Below are 23,410 nucleotides of genomic sequence, written 5' to 3'. Positions count from 1 at the left end.
GGAAAATGCAAGATTTTGCGACTAAATATTTCCAATTTCTGGCGGTTTTCTGTGAACAAATTGAAAAGATTTTTGGTGAAATATGTAAAATCTTTTCCCTCCAATTTTGTGAGATGCGATAATAACCCGGCAGGATAAAAAAATACACGGACCTCATTTGGACAAAAACTTTTCAAAAAATCCCAAAACTGCTATAATGAAAACGGCCAACAGCGTAACGCCATAATGTTTGGGGGAACAATATGAGGTACAGCGATAAGCTTATGCTGGTCACGGGGGGATCGAACGGGATCGGGCGGGAAATCGCACGCGCCTATTCCGAATTGGGCGCGCAGGTCATTGTCGCGGACAAATTCGGCAACGACCTGGATGCGGATTTCTACCGCATCGATTTTGCCGACCCCGCGCAGACCGAGGCGATGATGGGAATTTTGCTTGACAAGTACGGGGACATCGAGATCATCGTGAACAACGTCGGGATCATGCAGGAAAAACCGATCGAGGAGATGAGCAACGCCGACATCTGGCAGATGCTGAATATCAACCTGGTCAGCGCGCTCATCACCTCGCGGGAGTTTACCAAGAACCGTTTTAGGCGGGGGATCGAGAAAAAATACGGGCGGATCGTGAACATCGCCTCGACCGGCTATCTGACGACGGTGGAGCACAGCGAGGTGTTCGCCGCCTCCAAGGGCGGACTGGTCTCGCTGACGAGCGCCCTGTCCGCCACGCTGGCGGGGTACAGCACCACCGTCAACTGCCTGAGCCCGGGCCGGATCGAGACGCAGGATTACACCGCGTTTTCGCCCGAGCCGCACCCGCACAAAAAGCTGGGCGAGCCCTCGGACATCTCCAGGGCCTGCCTCTATCTGACCGACGAGGCAAACGGCTTCATCAACGGGCAGAACATCATCATCGACGGCGGCGTGACCAAGCGCCAGGCCGAGGACTGAAAAAAGAAGGGAAAGGCATGAACGAGAGCGAACGGCTGCAGCGGATGATCGATGAAAGCGGACGGATCGTCTTTTTCGGCGGGGCGGGGGTTTCCACCGAGAGCGGGATCCCGGACTTCCGCAGCGTGGACGGGCTTTACCGGCAGAGGTATCCCTATCCGCCCGAGGTGATGATCAGCCACAGCTTTTTTGTGGAGCACCCGGCAGAGTTTTTCGACTTCTACCGCGCCAAGATGCTCTGTCTCGACGCGCGGCCGAATGCCGCGCACCAAAAGCTCGCCGAGCTCGAACGCGCGGGCAAGCTGTGCGCCGTGATTACCCAGAACATCGACGGGCTGCACACCCAGGCGGGCAGCCGCCGGGTGCTCGAGCTGCACGGCTCGGTGCACCGCAACTACTGCATGTCCTGCCGCAAGGCCTACGACGCCCGCTTTATCCTGGAGAGCGAGGGGGTCCCGCGCTGCCGGTGCGGCGGGATTGTAAAGCCGGATGTGGTGCTCTACGAGGAGAGTCTGGATAGCGGCCTGCTCGAGCGGGCGGTGGAGTATATCGAGCAGGCGGACATGCTGATCGTGGGGGGCACCTCGCTGGTGGTCTACCCGGCGGCGGGGCTGATCGACTACTACCGCGGGAAGCGGCTGGTGCTGATCAACCGCGACCCCACCCCGGCGGACGGCAGGGCCGACCTGCTGATCAGCGGGAATATCGGGGCCGCCCTCGGGCGGGTACGCGTCTGATGCGGGTCCTGGTGGACGCCGACGCCTGCCCGGTCAAGCAGGAGATCCTGCGGCAGTGCAAGGCGCGGCGCATTCCGGTTATTATGCTGATCGACACCAGTCACGAGCTCCATGACGGCTACAGCACCGTGATCACGGTGGACAAGGCCCGCGACAGCGTGGATTTAAAACTGATCAACCTCCTCTCGCCCGCGGACGTGGTGGTGACCCAGGACTACGGAGTCGCCGCCATGGCGTTGGGCAAGGGTGCCATGGCGATCCATCAGAGCGGGACGCTGTATACGAAGGAAAACATCGACCGGCTGCTCTTCGAACGGCACCTGGGCGCCAAGCTGCGCCGGGCCGGGAAACGGGCGGGGAACACCCCCAAGCGCACCCGGGAGCAGGACAGGGCCTTCGAGCGGGCGTTTGCCGCCCTGCTGGACGGCGTTTCGGAGGTGCGGCATGCCGACTGAAGCGCTGAGCTTTTTGTGGGGATATCTTGTTGCAATCAACGTGACTGCCTTTTTGGCGGCGGCAGTCGACAAGCGCCGGGCCAAACGGGGCCGGTGGCGGCTGCCGGAGCGCACCCTCTGGCTGCTCGCGCTGCTACTGGGCAGCGCGGGGCTCTATTTTGGTATGCTTGTTTTCCGCCACAAAACGCAGCGCCCTCTCTTTCGTTTTGGGGTGCCGGCTCTTTTGGTGCTGCAGGCGGGAATCCTGCTGCTGCTTTTGGGGAACTTATGATTGGGGCCGAAAGATTCGTCTTTCAACCTGATGAAAGGAAGAATTATATTTATGAAATTTAGACTCGAACACAACAACTATAATGTGCTCGATCTGGAGCGCAGCGTCGCCTTCTACCGCGAGGCGCTGGACCTGCATGAGGTGCGGCGCAAGGAGGCCGGCGACGGCAGCTTTATTTTGGTCTACCTCGGCGACGGGCAGACGCCCCACTCGGTGGAGCTGACCTGGCTGCGGGACCGTAAGGAGCCCTATAACCTGGGGGACAACGAGATCCACCTCGCACTGTCGGTGGACGACTTCGAGGCGGCCTACGCCCACCACAAGGCGATGGGATGCATCTGCTTTGAAAACAAGGAGATGGGCATTTACTTCATCTCGGACCCGGACGGCTACTGGATCGAGATCGTTCCCCAGAAATCATAAACGAGCGATAAGAGCCCGGGTGAAAGGCGGCCGCCTTTCACCCGGGCTCTTTTTGTTTTGCCCCTTGCAATCTTAACGGATTTTTTATCCCTGGGGCCGGTTCCCTTTTACCGTTTTAACGCCGCCGGTGTTAGGATGAAAGCGTGAGGAGGGGGTCTATATGACGATGGCACTTCACATGGTTCACGATGTAAAACGGATGGAGCATGAGGCGATGATCCGCTTCGTGCAGGCACATCCCTATCTGGCTTTTTACTGCCTGCTCATCGGCATGCCGCTGCTGATCCTGGCTTTGCTTTTCGCCGTCACGTCGGCCGCCGCGCTGGTGCTTTCCTTGCTTTTCGGCTGGCTGTGAACGGCCTTTATGCTTTCTTAACGCCGGCCTTCGGCTGTTAACGCCATCTTTATGGGGCGGATGATAGAATCACAAAAGAGAGAAAGGCAAAGCCCGAAAGCGAAATCTTGGAAACCTGGAAAGGAAGGATCACAAGGATGAACGCAGTTGTTGCCATCATCGGCGCTCTCGCCGTGGGGTTACTCGTTTACTATGTCTATATACTCATGAAGGGGGATGAGCAGTGATGAATGCATTCCTGCAATACATACTCTATCTCGCCGTTCTGGTGGCCCTGGCCATCCCGCTGGGCGCCTACATCCAAAAGGTGATGGACGGCGAGAAAACTGTTCTCAGCGGGGTTTTGACCCCCTGCGAAAACGTCATATACCGGATCATGCACGTCCAGAAGGACGAGCAGATGAGCTGGAAAAAGTATCTTCTCAGCGTCCTGGCCTTCTCCGGGATCGGGCTGGTGTTCCTGTTTTTGCTGCAGCTGCTCCAGGGCGTGCTGCCCGGCAACCCGCAGCACCTGCCGGGAGTCAAGTGGGACCTGTCCTTCAACACGGCGGTCAGCTTCGTCACCAACACCAACTGGCAGGCGTATTCCGGCGAGTCCACCTTGAGCTACCTGTCCCAGGCGCTCGGGCTGACGGTGCAGAACTTCGTCTCCGCCGCGACCGGGATCGCGGTGCTCTTCGCCATGATCCGCGGCTTTTTGAGGGTCAAGACGCAGGGACTAGGCAGCTTTTGGGTCGATCTGACCCGGTGCACCCTTTATGTGCTGCTCCCGCTGAACCTGATCATCTCGCTCTGCCTGGTGGGCGGCGGCGTCATCCAGAACTTAAAGCCCGCGCAGAGCGTGCCGCTGCTCGAGCCCATCGCAGTCAGCGCCGAGGGGGAGATCATCGACGGCGCCGTGATCGATGCCGAGGCCGGCACCGTCACGCTCGACGGGCAGCCGCTAAAGGGCGCCCAGATCATCACCGAGCAGTTCGTTCCGATGGGCCCCGCGGCCAGCCAGGTCGCCATCAAGCAGACGGGCACCAACGGCGGCGGCTACATGGGCGTCAACTCGGCGCATCCGCTGGAAAACCCGAATCCTTTTACCAATCTGTTTGAAATGATTTCGCTGCTGCTGATCCCGGCGGCCCTGTGCTTCTCATTCGGGCGCAGCATCAAAAACAGGAAGCAGGGGATCGCCATCTTTATGGCAATGTTCCTCTGCCTGGTGCTGGCGCTCGGCGTGGTGGCTCTCAATGAGCAGCTGGCGACCCCGCAGCTCATGCAGGGCGGCGCGGTGGACGTCTCCGCGGTCGAGCAGGCCGGCGGCAACATGGAGGGCAAGGAAGCGCGCTTCGGCATTGCGGCCTCCTCCACCTGGGCGGTCTTCACCACGGCGGCCTCCAACGGATCGGTCAACTCGATGCACGACAGCTACACGCCGCTGGGCGGCATGATCCCCATGCTGCTCATGCAGCTCGGCGAGGTGGTCTTCGGCGGCGTGGGCTGCGGGCTCTACGGCATGCTGGCCTTCGCCATCCTCACCGTGTTTATCGCGGGGCTGATGGTGGGCAGGACGCCGGAGTTTCTCTGCAAAAAGATCGAGCCGTATGAGATGAAGTGGGCGGTGCTCGTCTGCCTGGCCACCCCGATCGCCATCCTGGCGGGCAGTGGCATCGCGGCGCTGCTGCCCCAGGTGGCCGATAGCCTTGGCAACCCCGGCGCGCACGGCCTGTCCGAAATCCTATACGCCTATTCCTCCGCGGGCGGCAACAATGGCTCCGCCTTCGCGGGCTTTAACGCCAACACGGTGTTTTTAAACGTATCGCTGGGCCTGGTCATGCTCTTTGTGCGCTTCCTGCCGATCGTGGGGACCTTGGCCATCGCGGGGAGCCTGGCGGGGAAAAAGAAGATCGCGGCCACCGCGGGCACGCTTTCCACGACCAACGCCATGTTCGTTTTTCTGCTGATCGTGATCGTCCTGCTCGTCGGGGCGCTGAGCTTCTTCCCGGCGCTGGCGCTCGGGCCGGTCGCGGAATTCTTCCAAAGCATTGCGTAAAGGGGGTACTGATATGACTGCACATGCGACACAAGCAAACGCTTCCTTCGCCGGCCGCAAGCTGATCGGCCGGGCGATCAAGGATTCCTTTATCAAGCTGCGTCCCGGCATACAGGCAAAAAACCCGGTCATGCTGCTGGTTTACATTTCGGCCATCCTGACCACCGCCCTTTGGGTGGTTTCCTTCTTCGGGATCCAGGACGCGCCCTCCGGCTACACGCTGGCGATTGCCGTCATCCTCTGGTTCACCTCGCTCTTCGCCAACTTCGCCGAGGCGATCGCCGAGGGGCGCGGCAAGGCGCAGGCCGATTCGCTGCGCGCCTCGAGGCGGGACGTGGAGGCGAAAAAAATCCCTTCCGCCGGCCAGAAGGAGCAGATTACCGTCGTCCCTTCCGCCACCCTCAAAAAGGGGGATGTCGTCCTTGTCAAGGCCGGCGAGCAGATACCGGCGGACGGCGACGTGATCGAGGGCGCCGCCTCGGTGGATGAGAGCGCCATCACCGGCGAGTCCGCCCCGGTCATCCGCGAAAGCGGGGGCGACCGCAGCGCGGTCACCGGAGGCACCACCGTGCTTTCAGACTGGATCGTGGTGCAGGTCACCAGCGAGGCAGGGGAGAGCTTCCTCGATAAGATGATCGCCATGGTCGAGGGGGCGGCGCGCAAGAAGACGCCCAACGAGATCGCGCTGCAAATTTTTCTGGTCGCCCTCTCCATCATCTTTATCCTGGTCACCCTCTCGCTCTACGCCTACTCGGCGTTCTCCGCCAAGCAGGCAGGGGTGGCGAACCCGACCTCGGTGACCACCCTGGTGGCGCTGCTGGTCTGCCTGGCGCCCACCACCATCGGCGCGCTGCTCTCGGCGATCGGGATCGCCGGGATGAGCAGGCTCAACTCCGCCAACGTCCTGGCCATGAGCGGGCGGGCCATCGAGGCGGCGGGGGACGTCGACATCCTGCTGCTGGATAAGACCGGAACCATCACCTTGGGCAACCGTCAGGCGAGCGAATTTATTCCGGTGGACGGGGCGAGCGAGCAGGAGCTGGCCGACGCGGCCCAGCTCTCTTCGCTGGCCGACGAGACCCCTGAGGGGCGCAGCGTGGTGATTTTAGCCAAGGAAAAATTCGGCATCCGCGAGCGGCATCTCTCCCAGAGCGGTATGGAGTTTATCCCCTTCACCGCCAAGACCCGGATGAGCGGGGTGAATTTCGGCGGCAACGAGATCCGCAAGGGCGCGGCCGATGCGATGAAGGACTATGTGCAGGCCGCCGGGGGCGTCTACTCCGAAAAATGCGCCGCGGTGGTCAAGAACATCTCCTCCCAGGGCGGCACGCCGCTGGTGGTGGCCAAGAACCACAAGATCCTCGGGGTGGTCCACCTCAAGGACATCATCAAACAGGGGGTCAGGGAGAAGTTCGCAGACCTGCGCAAGATGGGGATCAAGACCATCATGATCACCGGCGACAATCCGATGACCGCCGCAGCGATCGCGGCGGAGGCGGGGGTGGACGACTTCCTCGCCGAGGCGACGCCCGAGGGCAAGCTCAGGATGATCCGCGACTTTCAGGCAAAGGGCCATCTGGTCGCCATGACCGGCGACGGGACCAACGACGCCCCGGCGCTGGCGCAGGCGGACGTGGCCGTGGCGATGAACACCGGCACCCAGGCGGCCAAGGAAGCGGGCAACATGGTGGACCTGGACTCCTCGCCCACCAAGCTGATCGACGTGGTACGCATCGGCAAGCAGCTGCTGATGACCAGGGGAAGCCTGACCACCTTCTCGATCGCCAACGACGTGGCCAAATATTTTGCGATCATCCCCGCGCTCTTCATGGGCCTCTATCCGGGGCTCGGGGCGCTCAACATCATGGGGCTGCATTCCCCGATGAGCGCGGTGCTCTCGGCGATCATTTACAACGCCTTGATCATCATCGCGCTGATCCCGCTGGCGCTGCGGGGCGTCAAGTACCGCGAGCTGCCCGCCGGGAAGCTGCTCTCGCGCAACCTGCTGATCTATGGCCTGGGGGGCCTGGCGGCGCCCTTTGTCTTCATCAAACTGATCGATATGCTGCTGGTTCTGCTGGGCCTGGCATAAGGAGGCTTTAACAATGAATACGCTGAAATCCGTCCTGCCCAAGGCGGCAATCATCTTCGTGATCTTTTCCCTTCTGTGCGGGATCGTCTATACCGGGGTGGTCACCGGGATCGCACAGCTGATCTTCCCCTATCAGGCCAATGGAAGCATCATCGAGATCGACGGCAAGGTGTACGGATCGGCCCTGCTGGGCCAGCAGTACACCGACGAGGGGCACCTCTGGGGGCGGATCACCAACCTGGACGTCTCCACCTACCGAGATGCGGACGGCCAGCAGCTGGTCTACGCCGCGCCCTCCAACAAGACCCCTGCGGGCGAGGAGCTCGAGGCGCTGGTGGCAGGGAGGGTCGAGAAGCTGAGGGCCGCCAATCCCGACATGGGGGATACCCCCATCCCGGTGGACCTGGTGACCTGCTCGGGCAGCGGGCTGGACCCGGACATCTCGCCCGCTGCGGCCGAATACCAGGTGGCTCGGATCGCGAAGGCGCGCGGCATTGGCGAGGACGAGGTCCGTGCGGCGATCGAAAGCTGCACCACCGGGCGCTTCCTCGGGCTGTTTGGGGAGGAGACGGTCAACGTGCTGAAGGTCAACCTGACGCTGGACGGGGTACTATAGTCATATAAAAAAGGGAGTTTCTTTTGAAACTCCCTTTTCAATTGACTGGCGTTGGGGTAAAATCTTAATACAATCTTAATGCTTCTTTATCATTCCTTAACGCGAAATTTAACGGGGAGACGCTATACTGAAGGAAAAGGGGGTGGGACCATGCGGGAGGACAGGAGCAGCCCGGAGGAGCTGCTGCGGCAGATCAAGATGGAAGAGGGTAAAAAGGGCCGCGGCAGCCTCAAGATTTTTTTCGGCTACGCGGCCGGGGTGGGCAAGACCTACGCCATGCTCAAGGCGGCGCATGCCGAACAGAAGCGCGGCTGCGATGTGGTGGTCGGCTATGTGGAGGCGCACGCCCGCCCGCAGACGGCGCAGCTGCTGCAGGGGCTGGAGCTGCTCCCTACCCGCCGGGTCGCGCACGGGGGGATCACCCTGCGTGAATTCGACCTGGACGCCGCGATCAAGCGCCGCCCGCAGCTGATCCTGGTCGACGAGCTGGCCCACACCAACGCCGAGGGCTGCCGCCACCTCAAGCGTTACCAGGATGTCAATGAGCTGCTCGAGCAGGGAATCGACGTCTACACCACCGTCAACGTGCAGCACATCGAGAGCCTCAACGACCTGGTCGCCTCCATCACCGGGGTCACCGTGAAGGAGCGCATCCCCGACTCGGTGTTTGACGGCGCCGACCAGGTCAAGCTGGTGGACATCGAGCCCAAGGAGCTGATCGAGCGCCTGGGCGAAGGGAAGGTCTATCAAAAGCCGCAGGCCGAGCGGGCGCTTTACAACTTCTTCACCGAGCAGAACCTCGTGGCGCTGCGGGAGATCGCCCTGCGCCGCACCGCCGACCGGGTCAACCGCATGGCGGAGCGCTCGGGCAGGCGGGCGGGCGGCTTTGCGGACGAACATATCCTCGTCTGCCTTTCCTCCTCGCCCACCAATCCCAAGATCATCCGCACCGCCGCCAGGATGGCCAGCGCCTTTCACGGCAACTTCACGGCCCTGTTCGTGGAGACGCCGGACTTCCCCGGCATGAGCGAGGAAAACCGGGGCCGGCTGCGGCGGAACATCCACCTCGCCCAGCAGCTGGGCGCGACCATCGAGACCGCCTATGGGGAGGACGTGGCCTTTCAGATCGCGGAGTTCGCCCGGCTGGCGGGCGTGTCCAAGATCGTGCTCGGGCGCAGCAGCGCCAGGCGCCGGCTGCTGCCGGGGCGCCCGTCGCTGACCGAGCGGATCACCCGGATTTCGCCGAGCCTGGATATCTACATCATCCCGGACCAGAACACCCCGCGCTATAAGCCCAAAAGACGCCCGGTGCAGCGGCCGAAGAATATACTTTTGGACCTTTGCAAGAGCCTTTTGGCGCTGGGAATCTCCACCGCCATCGGCTACCTGTTTGATTGCCTCGGCTTCAGCGAGGCCAACATCATCACCGTCTACATCCTCGGCGTGCTGGTCACGGCGGTCATCACCTCCCACCGGGCGTTCAGCCTGGTGGGGTCTCTCATCAGCGTGCTGCTCTTCAACTTCTTTTTCACCGAGCCGCGCTTTACCCTGAGCGCCTACGACGCGGGATATCCCGCGACCTTCCTCATCATGCTGGCCGCGGCGTTTTTGACCAGCTCCCTGGCCGCCAGGATCAAGCGCCAGGCGCGCCAGTCGGCCGAGACGGCCTTCCGCACCAAGATCCTCTTCGACACCAACCGCCAGCTGGGCAGCGAGCAGGATGCCGACGGGATCGTGTCGGTCACCTGCAACCAGCTGCAAAAGCTGTTGGGTAAGGATGTTATTTTCTACAGCGTGGGGGAGGAGGGGCTGCGCGCGCCGCAGTTCTTTCCGGCGCACCCGGGGATCGGCCCCGACGCGTACACCACCGGGAACGAGCGGGCGGTGGCCTCCTGGGTATATCACAACAACAAGCACGCCGGGGCGACCACCAACACGCTGGGGGACTCCAAGTGCCTCTATCTCTCGGTGCGCGTCGGCACGCAGGTGTACGGGGTGGTGGGATTGGTGATCGGCGGCGCGCCGCTGGACGCCTTTGAAAACAGCATTGTGCTCTCCATCCTGGGCGAATGCGCGCTGGCGCTCAAAAACGAGAGGACCACCAGGGAGCGCGAGGAGGCCGCGCTGCTCGCCAAGAACGAGCAGCTGCGCGCCAACCTGCTGCGCTCGATTTCGCACGACCTGCGCACCCCCCTGACCTCGATCTCGGGCAACGCGGGGATTCTGCTTTCGAGCGAAGAGAGCATCGATAAGGGGAAGCGCCGCCAACTCTACGCCGACATCTACGACGACTCGCTCTGGCTGATCAACCTGGTGGAAAACCTGCTCTCAGTCACCCGCATCGAGGACGGCACCATGAAGCTGCGGCTGACCACCGAGCTGCTAGAGGAGATCATCGGCGAGGCGCTGCAGCATACCGACCGGCGGCGCAGCGAACATGACGTGCAGCTGAAAGCCGACGGCTCGCTGCTGCTGGTCAAGGCGGATGCGCGCCTCATCATGCAGGTGGTCATCAACCTGGTGGACAACGCCGTCAAGTATACACCGCCCGGTTCGCAGATCGTCATCGAAACAAAGCGGGAGGGGACCATGGCCGTCGTGACGGTCAGAGATAACGGCGGTGGAATTTCGGACGAAGCGAAGAAGCACATCTTCGACATGTTCTATACCGCCGGCGCCGGGGCCGCCGACAGCCGCCGCAGCCTCGGGCTGGGGCTGGCGCTGTGCAAGTCCATTGTCACGGCGCACGGGGGGAACATCACGGTCGGCGACAACCAGCCGCACGGCGCGGTTTTTACCTTTACATTGCCTATGGAGGAGGTCAAGCTGCATGAATAAGCCTTTGATTTTGGTGGTGGAGGACGACTCAGCCGTCAGAAACCTGATCACCACCACCCTGGAGACCCACAACTACCGCTTCCAGCAGGCGCCCACCGGGGAGGCGGCGATCCTGGAGGCGGTCTCCTACAACCCGGACGTCATCCTGCTCGACCTGGGGCTACCCGACCTGGACGGGATCGAGGTCATCCGCAAGGTCCGCTCCTGGTCCAAGGTCCCGATCATCGTCATCAGTGCGCGCAGCGAGGACACCGACAAGATCGACGCGCTCGACGCCGGGGCGGACGATTACCTGACCAAGCCCTTTTCGGTCGAGGAGCTGCTCGCGCGCCTGCGCGTCACCTTCCGCCGGCTGGGGGATTCCCTCGGCGAGACGGGGCAGGGGGCGGTATTCCAGAACGGGGAGCTGAGGATCGACTACGCCGCCGGGTGCGTCTACCTGCAGGGGAGGGAGCTGCACCTGACGCCGATCGAATATAAGCTGCTCTGCCTGCTCTCGAGAAATGTCGGCAAGGTGCTGACCCACACCTACATCACCAAGGAGATTTGGGGCAGCGCATGGGACAATGATGTGGCGAGCCTGCGTGTCTTCATGGCGACGCTGCGCAAGAAGATCGAATCTGACCCCTCCGACCCGAAGTATATCCAAACCCATGTCGGGGTGGGCTACCGCATGCTCAAGGTATAGGCCTCACTGTCCGCCGAACAAAACAAGAGCGCCGCCGTCCTATCTGGACGGCGGCGCTTTTACGGTTTCAGATAATGACCCGGCCCGGATCAGCTGAAGGTCGGCTGCTTGGGATCGGGATTCTCGGTCAGGTCCGCGGTTTCGGCAAACTGCTTGTCGGTGACCAGCTTGGCGAAGACGACGAAGCGCTGCTTGTTGTTGACCGAATAGGTGCCGTACTTGTAGGTACAAGTCGAGAGGGTGAGGATCTTGTCCTTGGTGGTGACCTCGACGTTGTAGTCGTAGAGCGAGCGGTCGCGCATGTCGTTGATCAGCTTCATGTACTCCTCGTTGTTGTAGTTGGGATGGATGTAGCTGACCGGCTTTGCCTTGTCCTCGGTGTAGGAGACCGCGAAGATCTGATAGACGAAGTCCTCGTTCTCGGTGCTGACATAGACGTACGGATTCGCCTTGGCGAACTCGATGTCCTGGAAGTGGAACAACTGCGCGAACATCACGTCGTTCGGGTCGTCAGTGATCCCCATCGGGTTGCCCAGGTTGTGCCCGTAGATGATGGTGTTGCGGGGCAGGTCGTCCTTGGTGCCGTCGCCGAAATCGCACTCGAAGTCGGCATAGAGGCAACCGGCGAAGTCATAGACCTTCTGGGTGTTGCGGCGGTAGTAGAACTCGTTGTCGGTGGTCTGCACCACGACCTGGTTGATGGTGGTATTGGGGATCTCGATCCACAAAGTGGAGTCCGCGTTTGCGGCCTTGGCCTCGGCGAGCTTCTGGCGGTTCTCCTCGGGGACCTCGACCTGATAGGGGCTCGCCCGCAGCGGCGGCTCGAGGGTATTGACCCAGTGGGAGGGGTTCAGGCGCTCGGGCTCCTGGGGCTCGGTGGTCTTCTTACAGGCAGTCATCCCGCCCAGAATGGCGATGACCAGCAGGGCGGCTACGGACTTTTTGATGTTCGGGTTCATTCGCAAACTCCTTTAATGTTCAGTCTTTCTTTGGAAGGGGCAAGGCCCCGGAAAACAGCGCATATCACTTAAATAAACCACTACTAAATATAAAACCTGCACCGGTAAAAGTCAATGGCCTTCGGCATTTTGTTACCCAATTGTAGAAAATGCGCCAAACTCTGCCAAGGGCATGATTATGCCGGATTTTCCTCGCTGCCGGGGGAGGGGAGCAAAAGATTTGCGATCGACTCGGCCGCCTTCTTTCCCGCCCCCATGGCGAGGATGACGGTGGCGGCCCCGGTGACGGCGTCACCGCCCGCGTAGACCCCCGGCTTGGTGGTGGCCATTTCCTCGTTGACGATGAGGCAGCCGCGCCTATCGGCCTGCAGCCCCTCGGTGGTGGTGCGGATCAGGGGGTTGGGCGAGGTGCCGATCGCCATGATGACGCTGTCCACCTCCATCTCGTACTGTGAGCCTGGAATTTCGACGGGGCTGCGCCGCCCCGAGGCGTCCGGCTCGCCAAGGCGCATTTTGACACATTCCATCCCGCGCACCCAGCCCTGATCGTCCCCGAGCAGGCGGGTGGGCGCGGTCAGCAGGCGAAACTCGATCCCTTCCTCCTTGGCGTGGTGGATCTCCTCGAGCCGCGCGGGAATCTCCTCCTCACCGCGGCGGTAGACGATGTAGACGCGCTCGGCCCCCAGGCGCATTGCGCAGCGCGCCGCGTCCATCGCCACATTCCCCCCGCCGATCACCGCCACCGACTTGGAGCGGATGATGGGGGTGTCATATTCGTCTTTATAAGCCTTCATCAGGTTGATCCGGGTGAGGAACTCGTTGGCCGAATAGACCCCGAGCAGCCCCTCGCCCTCGATCCCCATGAAGCGGGGCAGCCCCGCGCCCGAGCCGACGAAGACGGCCTTGTAGCCCATTTCGCCCAGCTCGTCGAGCGAGAGCGCGCGCCCGATGACCATGTCGGTCTCGATTTTTACGCCCAGCGCCCGCAGTGAGTCGATCTCCCGCTCCACGATCGCCTTCGGGAGCCTGAATTCCGGTATCCCGTAGACCAGTACGCCGCCGGCCTTGTGGATGGCCTCGTAGACGGTGACCTCGAAGCCGCGCCGCGCGAGGTCCCCCGCGCAGGAGAGCCCGGCGGGCCCCGCTCCGATCACGGCCACCTTGATCCCGTTCGGTTCGGCGCGCTTCGACGCGGCGGTACCATACTCCATGAAGTAGTCGGCCACGAAGCGTTCGAGCCGGCCGATGGCCACACTCTCGCCCTTGATCCCCCGCACGCATTCCCGCTCGCACTGGTTCTCCTGCGGGCAGACCCGCCCGCAGACGGCGGGCAGGGCGTTGGTCGAGGTGATGATCTCATAGGCGGCAAGGAAGTCCCCCTGCGCGACCTTAGCGATAAACTCGGGGATGCGCACCGCGACCGGGCAGCCCTTCATGCAGGGGCGGTGCTTGCATTGCAGGCACCGCTGCGCCTCCAGCACGGCCATTTCGGGGGTGTAGCCGAGGGTCACCTCGTCAAAGTTTTTGTTTCTCACCTCGGGGGCCTGCGCGGGCATGGGGGTCTTTTGCATACTCATGTTAGGCATCGATTTCACCCGCCAATCTGCAGATATGGTTCGCGTCGACCTGCTCCTGCGCACGGTAGATCGCGTTGCGCCGCTGCAGCTCGTCGAAATCGACCAGGTGGCCGTCGAAGTCGGGGCCGTCCACGCAGGCGAATTTCAGCTCGCCCCCCACATGCACCCGGCAGCCGCCGCACATCCCGGTCCCGTCGATCATGATCGGGTTGAGGCTGACGGTGGTTTTGACTGCGTATTCCTTGGTGAGCGCGCAGACCGCCTTCATCATCGGCACCGGGCCGATGGCGATCACCAGGTCGTACCCCGAATCCGCCTCGAGCAGCTCGCGCAGCAGGTCGGTCACGAAGCCGTGCCGGCCGTAGCTGCCGTCGTCGGTGGCGATCAATAGCTCGTCGCAGGCGGCCTTCATCTCCTCCTCCAGTATGACGATGTCCCGGCTGCGGAAGCCCGCCACCACCTTGACCGTCGCCCCCTGCTCGTGCAGGAACCTGGCCTGCGGATAGGCGATGGCGCAGCCCACGCCCCCGCCGATGACGATGGCCTTATGTACCCCCTCGAGCTCGGTGGGCCGTCCGAGCGGCCCGACGAAGTCGAGGATGTCGTCCCCCACGTCGAGGGCTGCCAGCATCTTGGTGGTGCGTCCCACCGCCTGGAAGACGATGGTCACCTCGCCCGCCTTGCGGTCATAGGCCGCCACGGTCAGCGGGATGCGCTCGCCGTATTCATCCAGGCGCAGGATAATGAACTGCCCGGGCAGCACCTTGCGCGCGATATGGGGCGCGTGGACGCTCATCAGCGTCACAGCTTCATTCAACGCGCGCTTCTCTACGATTTTATACAAACTGATCTCCTCCGTCACAGAACATACCGGCTTACAGATGGTTTGTGCAGGAAATCGTTACATTTCCTGCACATGGTCAGCTTATATTATACTGTATGCCCACCCGATTTGCAAGGCGCGCGGCCCCGATGGAGGATGAAAAAACCGCCAAAATGGCATGGGCGCGGGAATTGCGAATTGACTTCGCCGTCCATTGCTGCGATAATAAGGGTGCTTTTCACACATTCCAAAACGATGGAGATAGTCGATCATGATCAAAACCGGAATCTCAACCGCCTGCTTTTACCCCGCCCTCACCGAGCAATCCCTCGGCTATGTCGTCGAGAGCGGGGCCAAGGTGAGTGAAATATTTATCAACGCCCAGCAGGAATTTTGCCCTGCCTTCTTCGATTCGCTGCGCCGCCAGGCACAGGAGGCGGGGGTGGAGATCGTCTCGGTGCACCCCTATTCCTCCGGGATGGAGACCCAGCTCTTCTTTTCCGAGTATCCCCGCCGCTTGGAGGACGGGATGGAGATGTACCGGCAGGTCTTTTCCCTCAGCGCCGGGATCGGCGCGCGGTACGTCGTCTTCCACGGCGCTTATACCCACTGCCGGCTGCCTCAGCGGGAGATCTACGAGCGGTACTGGAGGCTGCACACCCTCGCCGAAAGGGAAGGGGTCACCCTGCTGCATGAGAACGTGGCGCGCTGCAAGAGCAAGGACCCGCAGTTTATACAGGGTATGCGGGACTACCTCGGGGATGGGGTGCGCTTCGTGCTGGACACCAAGCAGGCGGTGCGCGCGGGCTATACCGCCGCCGCCCTGCGCGAGGCGATGGGCCCCGCGCTGCGGCATGTGCATATCAGCGACTACGCCCCGGGGCAGGACTGCCTGCCGCCCGGCCGGGGGACGTTCGACATCGGCGGCTTCCTGCGCTCGCTGGAATCAAGCGGTTTTTCGGGTGCCGCGCTCGTGGAGGTTTACCGCGATAACTATCGAACGAGGGAGGAATTGTACGATTCTTACAAACTTTTGGCCTCGCTGGCGCCAAATGAGGGTTAGGTTCGATTTCATTCGACTTTAAAAGACAGTCGTTTTGTGACTTTTTACAATTTGGTCTGGAAAATATTTGTATTAACTCATAAGAAATGCGAGCTCGATACAAATTCCAACGAAAAATGGGCCTTTATTTTTGCCTCGATTCATGTATAATAATTGCCGAGCCCTTCGCGAGGAGCCCCTGCCCTTTCCGACCACTACCTGCCGGTCGGGGAGGGCACCTGTAACAAAGACAAAAAATCGAGACAAAATTGGAGGTAAGAGCATGTTTGAGGAAATTGAATACCGTGTGTATCGGGAGGAACTGGAGCTGGAGGGTATCGGCAGGTATACCGCTTTTGGCGTGGCGGGCTTCCGGGCGGGCGATAGGCGGGAGCCGGTCTGTCATGTGGGGGATATTTCGACCGAGCGCAGCGTCGCCGAGCGGCTGGCGGAGCTTTGCAACCGGAATATCCTCTCCCCGAGCCATCTGCTGGACGCCGCGCAGGATTTTTTGGACTCCGACGAATTTTAAGGTTGTGCATCCCGGCGCGCGATGGTATGATAGTGGCAAGAAATACCGCAGATGGAGGGCTTTGCCATGAAGTGTCCCTATTGCTTTTATCAGGAGAGCAAGGTGGTTGATTCCAGGCCGACGGACGACGGCGAGCGGATCCGCCGCCGCCGGGAGTGCCTGAGCTGCCTCAAGCGCTTTACCACCTACGAGGTGATCGAGACCACGCCGCTGATGGTGGTGAAGAAGGACCGCTCCCGTGAGCAGTTCAACCGCAACAAGATCCTCAACGGTCTGCTGCGCGCATGTGAAAAACGTCCGGTCTCCCTGGGGACGCTCGAGGGGATCGTGGACGACATCGAGCTCGCGCTGCAAAATTCCCTCGAGCGGGAGGTGCGCAGCGAACAGATCGGCGAGATGGTGATGGACCGCCTCAAGGGGGTGGACGAGGTCGCCTATGTGCGCTTCGCATCGGTCTACCGCCAATTCAAAGATATCAACTCGTTTATGGACGAGTTGAAAAACATCCTGGAGACGAAAGAAAAAGCATGATGAACGTGCAATAAAAAGGACGGCTGCAGCCGTCCTTTTTCATTTTTGGCGGGACGGTTTGACGGCCAATCGGAACAACAATCGAACCTGTTAGAATGGCGTGATAATGCGGTTTGAACGAGGCAAGAAAAAAGTCGAAAATTTCAATTTTTCCTAAAAATATTGTCGATTTCTGTTGACGGGACGGCAAGATGACGCTATAATGAAACTACCGCATACAAAATGTAAAAGGCAAAGCTGGCGAAAGCCAGTGACGCAAAACTATAGGGCCTTGATTTGAAGGAACTTAACCCCTCCTTCAGATTGTGGCAGCCAGGTGCCATTTCTCGTATGGATAATTCTATTATCTGAATTTTATGTTTTGTACGGTGGTTTAGACATGAGGGAACACCCTGTGCGAATTTTTACATCGCTCGTCGTTGGGATCATGGCTATACACCTACATATGCCTTCATCTCCGCAGTTTGAGGTCCGGGCAGCTAATTTCAGACGCAGGCCGGAGGTTTACTCCAGCTTTCGGGCTATCGCCAGTTCGCTCCTGGCGCTATAGTTTTGCGTCGATTTCCCCCTCCGGGTCGTTTGAAAGACCCGGCCTCAACAACCTGCCGCCCCCTGACCTACACAGGCCGGCAAACGACGCACATCGCCCGTCATGTCTGAACTTGAAAGCCGCATTGTAATTTTACAATGCGGCTTTTTTAATGTATGATAGGGGACAGGAAAAATTGGGAGGGATCACAACCTATGCGCATGCGCCGCAAGAAATGGGCGGTGCCCGAATTGACGGCCGCCCCCTTTTATATCAGGAACCCCCAGGAGCAGCTCGGGCGCTGGCGCGCGCTCTATGCACGCGCAGAGCAGCCGCTGATGGTCGAGCTCGGGTGCGGCAAGGGGGGCTTTATCAGCCGGCTGGCACTGCAAAACCCGCAGTTTAATTTCCTGGCGATCGACCTGATCGACGACATGCTCGGGCTCACCAAGCGGGCGGTCGAGCAGGCCTACCGGGAGGCGGAGCGCGAAATCGACAACGTCCTGCTCGCCCAGCAGGACATCGAGCGGATTACCAGAATCCTCGGGGAGCGGGACCAAGTCGAACGGGTGTACATCAACTTCTGCAACCCCTGGCCCAAGGCCGGGCACAAAAAGCGCAGGCTGACCCATCCAAAGCAGCTGCGCCTCTACCGGCAGTTTTTGGTCCCCGGCGGGCAGATTTATTTCAAAACGGACGATAGGGACCTCTTCGAGGATTCGCTCCGTTACCTCGACGAGACCGGATTTGCGGTGGAGTATCTCACCCGGGACCTGCATGCCAGCGGCTATCAGGGGAACATCGAGACCGAGCACGAGCGGATGTTTTCCGCCGAGGGAGTGCCGATCAAATTCCTGATCGCCACCATGGGCGGGCCGCCGAAGGCGGAGGGATAGCCCGGCTATTTTCGGCCATCAATAAAAAAAGCCGCGGATTCCGCGGCTTTTTTTATTTCTGGGCACAAGCGAAGCAATATAAACGGCCTTGGCCGTAGAGATCGTAAAAAAATAGCTCTTTGAGCTGGTTTTGGTTATCCTTTTCAGCGGGAAAATGATCGTTAGCTACCGTTTCATGCGGTCAAAACAGGCGGCCAAATTTCCGTTTCCTGGTAAAACCTTTCCACCCTTTGGAAAACCTATCCTAATTATATCCTGATCTGGGCGCTTTTTCAAGGGAAACCGACTGTTTTCGCTTGGACCCTGAACCCCAAAGACCGACAGAAACGGTAGCTGGCGGTCTTTCTCAGAAAGGGGATCAGGATGAAACGACAGATGAAATGGGGGGCCCTGCTCGTATGCGCGCTGTTCGCGTTCACGGCGCACACCGCCTTTGCCGCGCAGGGGATGAGCGCCGCGGGATATGAGAAGACTTATGGGATCAACATTCCCTTTACCCCCTCGCAGCGCACCAGCCGCTATACCTTTGCGGTCTATGGGGGGGAAACTGCCGGAGGGACGGCGCTGGTGCAAAAGGAACTGACCATCACCGAAGCGCAGACGCTCTTCCTCGCCCTTCCCTATGACTACGCCGCGCCGGAAACCTATACCCTGGCGGTGACCGCCCATCCAATGCCGGGACGGGAGGGTATGGACAAGGCCGCCACCAAAACCAGCGCCTTTACTACCGCTCCCACCTGCGGCCACACCGCCGACGCGGGCGGGTACCTGGCCGGGGATGGGAGTGAGCAGAGCCCCTATGTGGTCAGCACGCAGGCCCAGTTGAGCCATCTGCGGCAGCATAGCGCCGCCTGCTTCTGGCAGTCGCAGGACATTACCCTGAGCGGCACCTGGACTTCGATCCCCACCTTCAGCGGCAGCTACGACGGGGGCGGGCATATCATCTATGATCTGCAGGTCGCCAACAGCGCCGAAGGGGCATTGTTTCAGGATGTGACCGGGGCCTCCTTTTCCCGGCTGGGATTTGTCAGCCGCGGCGCGGATGTCGGAGCGGTCTATACCTCCGGGACCTTGGGACGCAACCTGAATCAGTGCACCATCGACCAGTGCTTCGTGGATGTCAATATCTACGGAGCGCCGAACCGCGGCTCGGACGTGGGCGGCTTTGCAAAAGCTTTAAACGATACCACCATCACCAATTCTTATTCGGCCAGCACGCTTTCCGGGAACGCGCTCTGTGCGGGGATGAGCTGTTACCTCCAAAACGGCACCATGAACAACTGCTATTCCGTCTCGTCCATCAGCGGCGGCTCGGCGGGCGTTGGAGGGCTGATCACCACCTACAATCCGGTCAACCCGAAGGTGACAAACAGCTATTGGCTGCTCGGCCCCGCCTCCAGCCCGGGCGGCGGCGTTCGGATTACCGACAAGGCGCTCTTCGGGCAGGAGGCCACCTTTGCCGGGTGGGATTTTGAAAATATCTGGACGATGGGCACCGTCTATGCCGATGTGATCGGGGAGGAGATCACGGCCCCGGTGCTGCGGGCCTTCCAGCAGACGGGGGCGCGGGACTATAGCCTGCCGCAGGGAGCGGAGGATGAAACGGCGGGCCTGGGCTTTTCCGAATGATTTAGAGATTACCCGTTTTAAAAATTCCACTTGACCTTTTTGCTGCCAATAAGTATAATACGTGTTAGAACGACTGATTGGAGCGGGAAACATGGGAAAGGAAAACGGGAGGCTTGGGCGCGGCCAGATTGCGAACATGAATATCTGCTATCAAATGTATTCCCTGGATTATTTTTTTACCTCCACGAAACGGCTGGGGCTGAGCAGCATAGAGCTTTGGGGCGCGCCGCCCCACCTCGATCAGCGCTTTATCAGCAATGGGGAGCTTTACCGGCTGAAACGGCGGGTGCGGGGAGAGGGACTGCGGATCGTTTGCTATACGCCCTTTCAAAACGGACGCGTTATCAACCTGGCCGACCGGGATAAAAGCTTCCGGGAGTTCAGCATCGGATGGCTGCGGCGTTCCCTCGAAATTGCTTCCTGCCTCGAAACGGATAAAATGTTGGTTACGGCCGGCCGCGGGCTGCTGGATGAGCCGGCTTCCGAAGCCTTCGAGCGGGCCGCCGACAGCCTGGGGCGGCTGGCCAAGACCGCCGGACGCTATGGGATTACACTGCTGCTGGAGCCCTTGCGGGAGGATGAAAGCAACCTGGTCTGCTCCCTGGGGGAGGCCGCGCACATGCTGTGCCGGGTATCGGATCCCGCGCTCAAGGCGATGGCCGACACGTCGCCCATGTACGCCCAAGGGGAAAATTTTACCGGCTACAGACGGACACTTCGGGATGACTTCGCCCATGTACACCTGGTGGACGGCGATCCCGACGGGCATCTCGCGCTTGGGGACGGAAATCTGCCGCTAAAGAAATATCTGGAAGAATTGATCGAATTGGGCTATAATGGTACCATGACGCTGGAGCTGATCGCGGATGCCTATTTCAGGGATCCCGAAGCTCCGCTCAGGCGTTCCCTGCGATTCCTATCACCCTATCTGGAGGAAGACTGAATATGTATAAAGTGGATGGCTCAACCAGCAAGCCCCTGTACCTGCAGATCAAGGTCTACCTGCTGCAGCAGATCGCCAACGGCACGTTCAAGGTCGGGCAGCAGGTACCGTCTGAGGCGAAGCTGATGGATCAGTTTGGGGTCAGCCGGGTGACGGTGCGCGCGGCGATCTCCGAGCTGGTGGAGGAGGGGGCCCTGATCAAGCGGCAGGGCAAGGGCACCTTCGTCAACCAAAACAAGATGACGGAGCCCCTGCGCGGCGGCGCGGGCTTTTATGAGTCCTGCTACATCAACCATCTGTGCCCCTCCAGCAAGACCGTCCACGCCGAAATTGAGGAAATGCCGGGGAACATCAAAGAAGCCCTGGGGATCACCGGCGAGTCGATGGGCCTGCACTGCCGCTTCATCCGCTTTGTGGACAAGAGGCCCATCATGCTCGACGAGGTGTGGTATGTCCCCAGGTTCTTCTATTTGCTGGACGGCGACATCAACGGTGCGCTCTATCCGCTGATCCGCGAGCGGGAAAACTGCTCGCTGAGCATTGCGGGCGGCTATGTCGAAACCTGCCGCGCCACCCAGTCCGAGGCGGAGATGCTGAAAATAAAAAAGGACGATACCCTGTTGCTTGTGGTGACCGTCGTCAAGGACGACCAGTTCAGGCCGGTCCACTGGGGGAAGAAACTGATCCTGGGCGAGCGCTTCCGCCTCTTTATCTGAATATCCGCTAAAAACACACACCCCTGAGAGAAATTTTTGTTGACATCCATGAGGGGGTGTGTTATATTAAACACAAATAATACGACTTAACACGTATTGAAAAGGAGGGCGGAATCACTGGGAAAGGGAAAAAACGGGTTGACGGTAGGGCCTGCACAGCCGGCCTTAGTGGAAGGAAAGGAAGGAAAGCAGATGAAAAAATCCATTCGTCTCTGGAGCGCGCTTTTGGGGCTGCTGCTGACCCTGTCGGCGGCGGGCTGCGGCGCTGGGCAGCAGGAGAGCGCCGGCAGTTCGCTGAGCTCGGGGGAGGCGAAGAGCAAGGCATCGGAGCCGGCGGACCAGTCCGAAGGGGAAACGATCAAGATTACCATCATGGATTACGGCGACTCGTATAAGCCCCAGCGCGACGCGGCGAACGAAGCGTATATGAAGGAGCATCCAAACCTGGAGATCGAGTACACGCTCACCACCCGCGCGCAGCTGACCAACACGATCCTCTCCGCAGTCAGCAGCGGAACGGCGCCCGACCTGTTCGCCATCCCCGACGGGATCACCCCCGCCCAGGCGGTCAGCGAGGGATGGTACCTGCCGATGAGCGACTATATGGAAAACGAGCAGGAGGTGTGGGACTCGTTCGTGGACGGGGCCATCACCGAGGGAAAATGCATGTTCGACGGCAAGGTGTATATGGTGCCCGAGTCCGGCGGCGCGCCGCACTGCATGGTGCTTTACAACAAGGACCTGTTCGCGGCGGCCGGGCTGGACCCCGAGGTGCCGCCCAAGACCTATTCCGAATTCCGCGAATATGCCCGGCGGATCACCGAGGCGGGCAACGGCCAGTTCTATGGAATTGTCGAGGGGGCCACCCAATCCGACCGCATGGCGCAAATTTTAGTCTGCTGGAGCGACCTGATCGGCGGCAGCTACCGGGTGGACAACAACCTCAACATCCGCACCGGCACGCCCGACTGGAACAACGAGGCGGTCTACCAGGTGTGCGAGCTGTGGAAGAACCTCTGCGAGGACGGAAGTCTCCATCCCAATACGGCGACCTACATCGCCCCGGACGCGCGCGCGGCCTTTGCCGGCGGGCAGGCGGGCATGATCGTCCAGGGCTGGTGGAACGTAGGGGTCTGGGAGGCGGAAAATCCTGAGCTCAACTATGGCGTATTCGCCCCGCCCGTGCCGGACGGCGGCAGCTATACCGGCTGCATCCCGCGCATGACCGGCGACCCGTTCCTGGGGGTCTACTCCGGCACCAAGCATCCGCAGGAGGCGGTGGATTACCTGATCAATGTCATTTGCGGCAAGGACTTCCAATCCGCCGCCGTCGCCGCCGGTGTGCACGACTCGCTGCTGCGCGACGTGAGCGCCGAGGCCAGCGTCTTCGAGGCTTCCAAGGAATATTTTTCGCTGGGAAACGAGCTGGGACGGGTGATCCCCGAGTTTGAGGTGGCCAACCCCGACACCGCCATCGTGGTCAGCAAATTCCAGGAGGTGCACCCCAACCCGACGGAAATCTTCTCCGGTATTCTCAGCGGGCAGGTCACCGACTATAAGACAGCTCTGGCCCAGTATACCGAGGCGGCCACCGAAATGTGGGACAAGGCCCTGGCCGACGCCAATGCCGAAGGGCACAGCTTTACCACCGCGGATTTTGCCTTCCCGGATTGGGACCCGACGAGGAACTTTACGGCCGAGGACTATGCGGCGCTGAAAAAGTAAACGGACGGCGCGGGCGGCGGACTTCATCCGTGTGCCGCC

22 protein-coding genes and 1 riboswitch are annotated in these 23,410 nt (G+C 60.6%); of the genes, 19 read left to right on the top strand and 3 right to left on the bottom strand.

What is annotated here, in order from left to right:
• Positions 1–242 precede the first annotated feature (242 nt).
• From EDD78_RS07045 to EDD78_RS06995, 11 genes are all read left to right on the top strand, one after another.
• A complete protein-coding gene (locus EDD78_RS07045; RefSeq protein ID WP_079699663.1) occupies positions 243–953 on the top strand; it encodes an SDR family NAD(P)-dependent oxidoreductase in 711 nt (236 codons plus the stop codon).
• A 17-nt stretch (positions 954–970) separates the two neighbouring features.
• A complete protein-coding gene (locus EDD78_RS07040) occupies positions 971–1,690 on the top strand; it encodes an NAD-dependent protein deacylase (protein WP_079699662.1) in 720 nt (239 codons plus the stop codon).
• Complete coding sequence (locus tag EDD78_RS07035) at positions 1,690–2,145, top strand: YaiI/YqxD family protein (protein ID WP_132084455.1); 456 nt, start codon at positions 1,690–1,692, stop codon at positions 2,143–2,145. The genes EDD78_RS07040 and EDD78_RS07035 overlap by 1 nt, the downstream gene beginning before the upstream one ends.
• Positions 2,135–2,416 (top strand): DUF1294 domain-containing protein, encoded by a 282-nt coding sequence (locus EDD78_RS07030; RefSeq protein ID WP_079699660.1) that lies wholly within the window; start codon positions 2,135–2,137, stop codon positions 2,414–2,416. Before EDD78_RS07035 ends, EDD78_RS07030 begins: the two co-directional genes overlap by 11 nt.
• Positions 2,417–2,467: 51 nt before the next feature.
• Positions 2,468–2,839 (top strand): VOC family protein, encoded by a 372-nt coding sequence (locus EDD78_RS07025; protein WP_132084454.1) that lies wholly within the window; start codon positions 2,468–2,470, stop codon positions 2,837–2,839.
• A gap of 160 nt (positions 2,840–2,999) precedes the next feature.
• Positions 3,000–3,194: a hypothetical protein gene (locus EDD78_RS07020; RefSeq protein WP_132084453.1), complete on the top strand. Its 195-nt coding sequence runs from the start codon at positions 3,000–3,002 to the stop codon at positions 3,192–3,194.
• A 223-nt stretch (positions 3,195–3,417) separates the two neighbouring features.
• Positions 3,418–5,235, top strand: a complete 1,818-nt coding sequence (gene kdpA, locus EDD78_RS07015) for a potassium-transporting ATPase subunit KdpA (protein WP_350308581.1) — start codon at positions 3,418–3,420, stop codon at positions 5,233–5,235.
• A gap of 13 nt (positions 5,236–5,248) precedes the next feature.
• Entirely contained in the window at positions 5,249–7,327 is a 2,079-nt protein-coding gene (kdpB, locus tag EDD78_RS07010; RefSeq protein ID WP_079699656.1) for a potassium-transporting ATPase subunit KdpB, read from the top strand.
• A 13-nt stretch (positions 7,328–7,340) separates the two neighbouring features.
• A complete protein-coding gene (gene kdpC / locus EDD78_RS07005; RefSeq protein WP_132084452.1) occupies positions 7,341–7,943 on the top strand; it encodes a potassium-transporting ATPase subunit KdpC in 603 nt (200 codons plus the stop codon).
• A 150-nt stretch (positions 7,944–8,093) separates the two neighbouring features.
• The gene (locus EDD78_RS07000) at positions 8,094–10,781 is read left to right on the top strand and encodes a sensor histidine kinase (protein WP_132084451.1); all 2,688 of its coding nucleotides are present in this window, start codon (positions 8,094–8,096) and stop codon (positions 10,779–10,781) included.
• A complete protein-coding gene (locus EDD78_RS06995) occupies positions 10,774–11,469 on the top strand; it encodes a response regulator (RefSeq protein ID WP_132084450.1) in 696 nt (231 codons plus the stop codon). Before EDD78_RS07000 ends, EDD78_RS06995 begins: the two co-directional genes overlap by 8 nt.
• A gap of 89 nt (positions 11,470–11,558) precedes the next feature.
• Here EDD78_RS06995 and EDD78_RS06990 read toward each other — a convergent pair whose 3' ends face one another.
• From EDD78_RS06990 to EDD78_RS06980, 3 genes are all read right to left on the bottom strand, one after another.
• Positions 11,559–12,428, bottom strand: coding sequence for a class B sortase (locus EDD78_RS06990; protein WP_079699652.1), 870 nt, complete (start codon positions 12,426–12,428; stop codon positions 11,559–11,561).
• Between the two features lie 176 nt (positions 12,429–12,604).
• Entirely contained in the window at positions 12,605–14,014 is a 1,410-nt protein-coding gene (gene gltA / locus EDD78_RS06985) for an NADPH-dependent glutamate synthase (protein WP_132084449.1), read from the bottom strand.
• The gene (locus EDD78_RS06980) at positions 14,007–14,849 is read right to left on the bottom strand and encodes a sulfide/dihydroorotate dehydrogenase-like FAD/NAD-binding protein (RefSeq protein ID WP_079699650.1); all 843 of its coding nucleotides are present in this window, start codon (positions 14,847–14,849) and stop codon (positions 14,007–14,009) included. The genes gltA and EDD78_RS06980 overlap by 8 nt, the downstream gene beginning before the upstream one ends.
• Positions 14,850–15,099: 250 nt before the next feature.
• On the opposite strand from EDD78_RS06980, the gene EDD78_RS06975 reads away from it, so the two are divergent.
• The 8 genes from EDD78_RS06975 (at position 15,100) to EDD78_RS06940 (ending at position 23,371) form a co-directional block, all read left to right on the top strand.
• Positions 15,100–15,891, top strand: a complete 792-nt coding sequence (locus EDD78_RS06975) for a sugar phosphate isomerase/epimerase family protein (protein ID WP_132084448.1) — start codon at positions 15,100–15,102, stop codon at positions 15,889–15,891.
• 262 nt (positions 15,892–16,153) lie between these two features.
• Positions 16,154–16,402 carry a DUF6514 family protein gene (locus EDD78_RS06970; RefSeq protein ID WP_079699648.1) on the top strand — a complete coding sequence of 83 codons (249 nt, stop codon included), beginning with the start codon at positions 16,154–16,156 and terminating at the stop codon, positions 16,400–16,402.
• A 66-nt stretch (positions 16,403–16,468) separates the two neighbouring features.
• Positions 16,469–16,933 (top strand): transcriptional regulator NrdR, encoded by a 465-nt coding sequence (gene nrdR / locus EDD78_RS06965; RefSeq protein WP_079699647.1) that lies wholly within the window; start codon positions 16,469–16,471, stop codon positions 16,931–16,933.
• Positions 16,934–17,153: 220 nt separating this feature from the next.
• Positions 17,154–17,257, top strand: a riboswitch (cyclic di-GMP riboswitch).
• Positions 17,258–17,677: 420 nt separating this feature from the next.
• On the top strand, positions 17,678–18,358 hold the full coding sequence (trmB, locus tag EDD78_RS06960) for a tRNA (guanosine(46)-N7)-methyltransferase TrmB (protein ID WP_132084447.1): 681 nt from the start codon (positions 17,678–17,680) through the stop codon (positions 18,356–18,358).
• A 363-nt stretch (positions 18,359–18,721) separates the two neighbouring features.
• A complete protein-coding gene (locus tag EDD78_RS06955; RefSeq protein ID WP_132084446.1) occupies positions 18,722–19,987 on the top strand; it encodes a hypothetical protein in 1,266 nt (421 codons plus the stop codon).
• Positions 19,988–20,078: 91 nt separating this feature from the next.
• Positions 20,079–20,930 carry a TIM barrel protein gene (locus EDD78_RS06950; RefSeq protein ID WP_132084445.1) on the top strand — a complete coding sequence of 284 codons (852 nt, stop codon included), beginning with the start codon at positions 20,079–20,081 and terminating at the stop codon, positions 20,928–20,930.
• Positions 20,931–20,932: 2 nt separating this feature from the next.
• Positions 20,933–21,646 carry a GntR family transcriptional regulator gene (locus EDD78_RS06945; protein WP_132084444.1) on the top strand — a complete coding sequence of 238 codons (714 nt, stop codon included), beginning with the start codon at positions 20,933–20,935 and terminating at the stop codon, positions 21,644–21,646.
• A 192-nt stretch (positions 21,647–21,838) separates the two neighbouring features.
• Complete coding sequence (locus tag EDD78_RS06940; protein WP_132084443.1) at positions 21,839–23,371, top strand: ABC transporter substrate-binding protein; 1,533 nt, start codon at positions 21,839–21,841, stop codon at positions 23,369–23,371.
• Positions 23,372–23,410 lie beyond the last annotated feature (39 nt).

This window comes from Harryflintia acetispora (assembly GCA_004340125.1).
Taxonomy (GTDB): domain Bacteria; phylum Bacillota; class Clostridia; order Oscillospirales; family Ruminococcaceae; genus Harryflintia; species Harryflintia acetispora.
Note: the sequence above shows the minus strand (reverse complement) of the source record. Positions and strands in the feature narration are given on the sequence as shown.

Excerpts from the sequence above, each read along its gene's own strand:
- EDD78_RS07045 (WP_079699663.1), top strand. The coding sequence starts at position 243 with ATGAGGTACAGCGATAAGCTTATGCTGGTCACGGGGGGATCGAACGGG.
- EDD78_RS07040 (WP_079699662.1), top strand. The coding sequence starts at position 971 with ATGAACGAGAGCGAACGGCTGCAGCGGATGATCGATGAAAGCGGACGG.
- EDD78_RS07035 (WP_132084455.1), top strand. The coding sequence starts at position 1,690 with ATGCGGGTCCTGGTGGACGCCGACGCCTGCCCGGTCAAGCAGGAGATC.
- EDD78_RS07030 (WP_079699660.1), top strand. The coding sequence starts at position 2,135 with ATGCCGACTGAAGCGCTGAGCTTTTTGTGGGGATATCTTGTTGCAATC.
- EDD78_RS07025 (WP_132084454.1), top strand. The coding sequence starts at position 2,468 with ATGAAATTTAGACTCGAACACAACAACTATAATGTGCTCGATCTGGAG.
- EDD78_RS07020 (WP_132084453.1), top strand. The coding sequence starts at position 3,000 with ATGACGATGGCACTTCACATGGTTCACGATGTAAAACGGATGGAGCAT.
- kdpB (WP_079699656.1), top strand. The coding sequence starts at position 5,249 with ATGACTGCACATGCGACACAAGCAAACGCTTCCTTCGCCGGCCGCAAG.
- kdpC (WP_132084452.1), top strand. The coding sequence starts at position 7,341 with ATGAATACGCTGAAATCCGTCCTGCCCAAGGCGGCAATCATCTTCGTG.
- EDD78_RS07000 (WP_132084451.1), top strand. The coding sequence starts at position 8,094 with ATGCGGGAGGACAGGAGCAGCCCGGAGGAGCTGCTGCGGCAGATCAAG.
- EDD78_RS06995 (WP_132084450.1), top strand. The coding sequence starts at position 10,774 with ATGAATAAGCCTTTGATTTTGGTGGTGGAGGACGACTCAGCCGTCAGA.
- EDD78_RS06990 (WP_079699652.1), bottom strand. The coding sequence starts at position 12,428 with ATGAACCCGAACATCAAAAAGTCCGTAGCCGCCCTGCTGGTCATCGCC.
- gltA (WP_132084449.1), bottom strand. The coding sequence starts at position 14,014 with ATGCCTAACATGAGTATGCAAAAGACCCCCATGCCCGCGCAGGCCCCC.
- EDD78_RS06975 (WP_132084448.1), top strand. The coding sequence starts at position 15,100 with ATGATCAAAACCGGAATCTCAACCGCCTGCTTTTACCCCGCCCTCACC.
- EDD78_RS06970 (WP_079699648.1), top strand. The coding sequence starts at position 16,154 with ATGTTTGAGGAAATTGAATACCGTGTGTATCGGGAGGAACTGGAGCTG.
- nrdR (WP_079699647.1), top strand. The coding sequence starts at position 16,469 with ATGAAGTGTCCCTATTGCTTTTATCAGGAGAGCAAGGTGGTTGATTCC.
- trmB (WP_132084447.1), top strand. The coding sequence starts at position 17,678 with ATGCGCATGCGCCGCAAGAAATGGGCGGTGCCCGAATTGACGGCCGCC.
- EDD78_RS06955 (WP_132084446.1), top strand. The coding sequence starts at position 18,722 with ATGAAACGACAGATGAAATGGGGGGCCCTGCTCGTATGCGCGCTGTTC.
- EDD78_RS06950 (WP_132084445.1), top strand. The coding sequence starts at position 20,079 with ATGGGAAAGGAAAACGGGAGGCTTGGGCGCGGCCAGATTGCGAACATG.
- EDD78_RS06945 (WP_132084444.1), top strand. The coding sequence starts at position 20,933 with ATGTATAAAGTGGATGGCTCAACCAGCAAGCCCCTGTACCTGCAGATC.
- EDD78_RS06940 (WP_132084443.1), top strand. The coding sequence starts at position 21,839 with ATGAAAAAATCCATTCGTCTCTGGAGCGCGCTTTTGGGGCTGCTGCTG.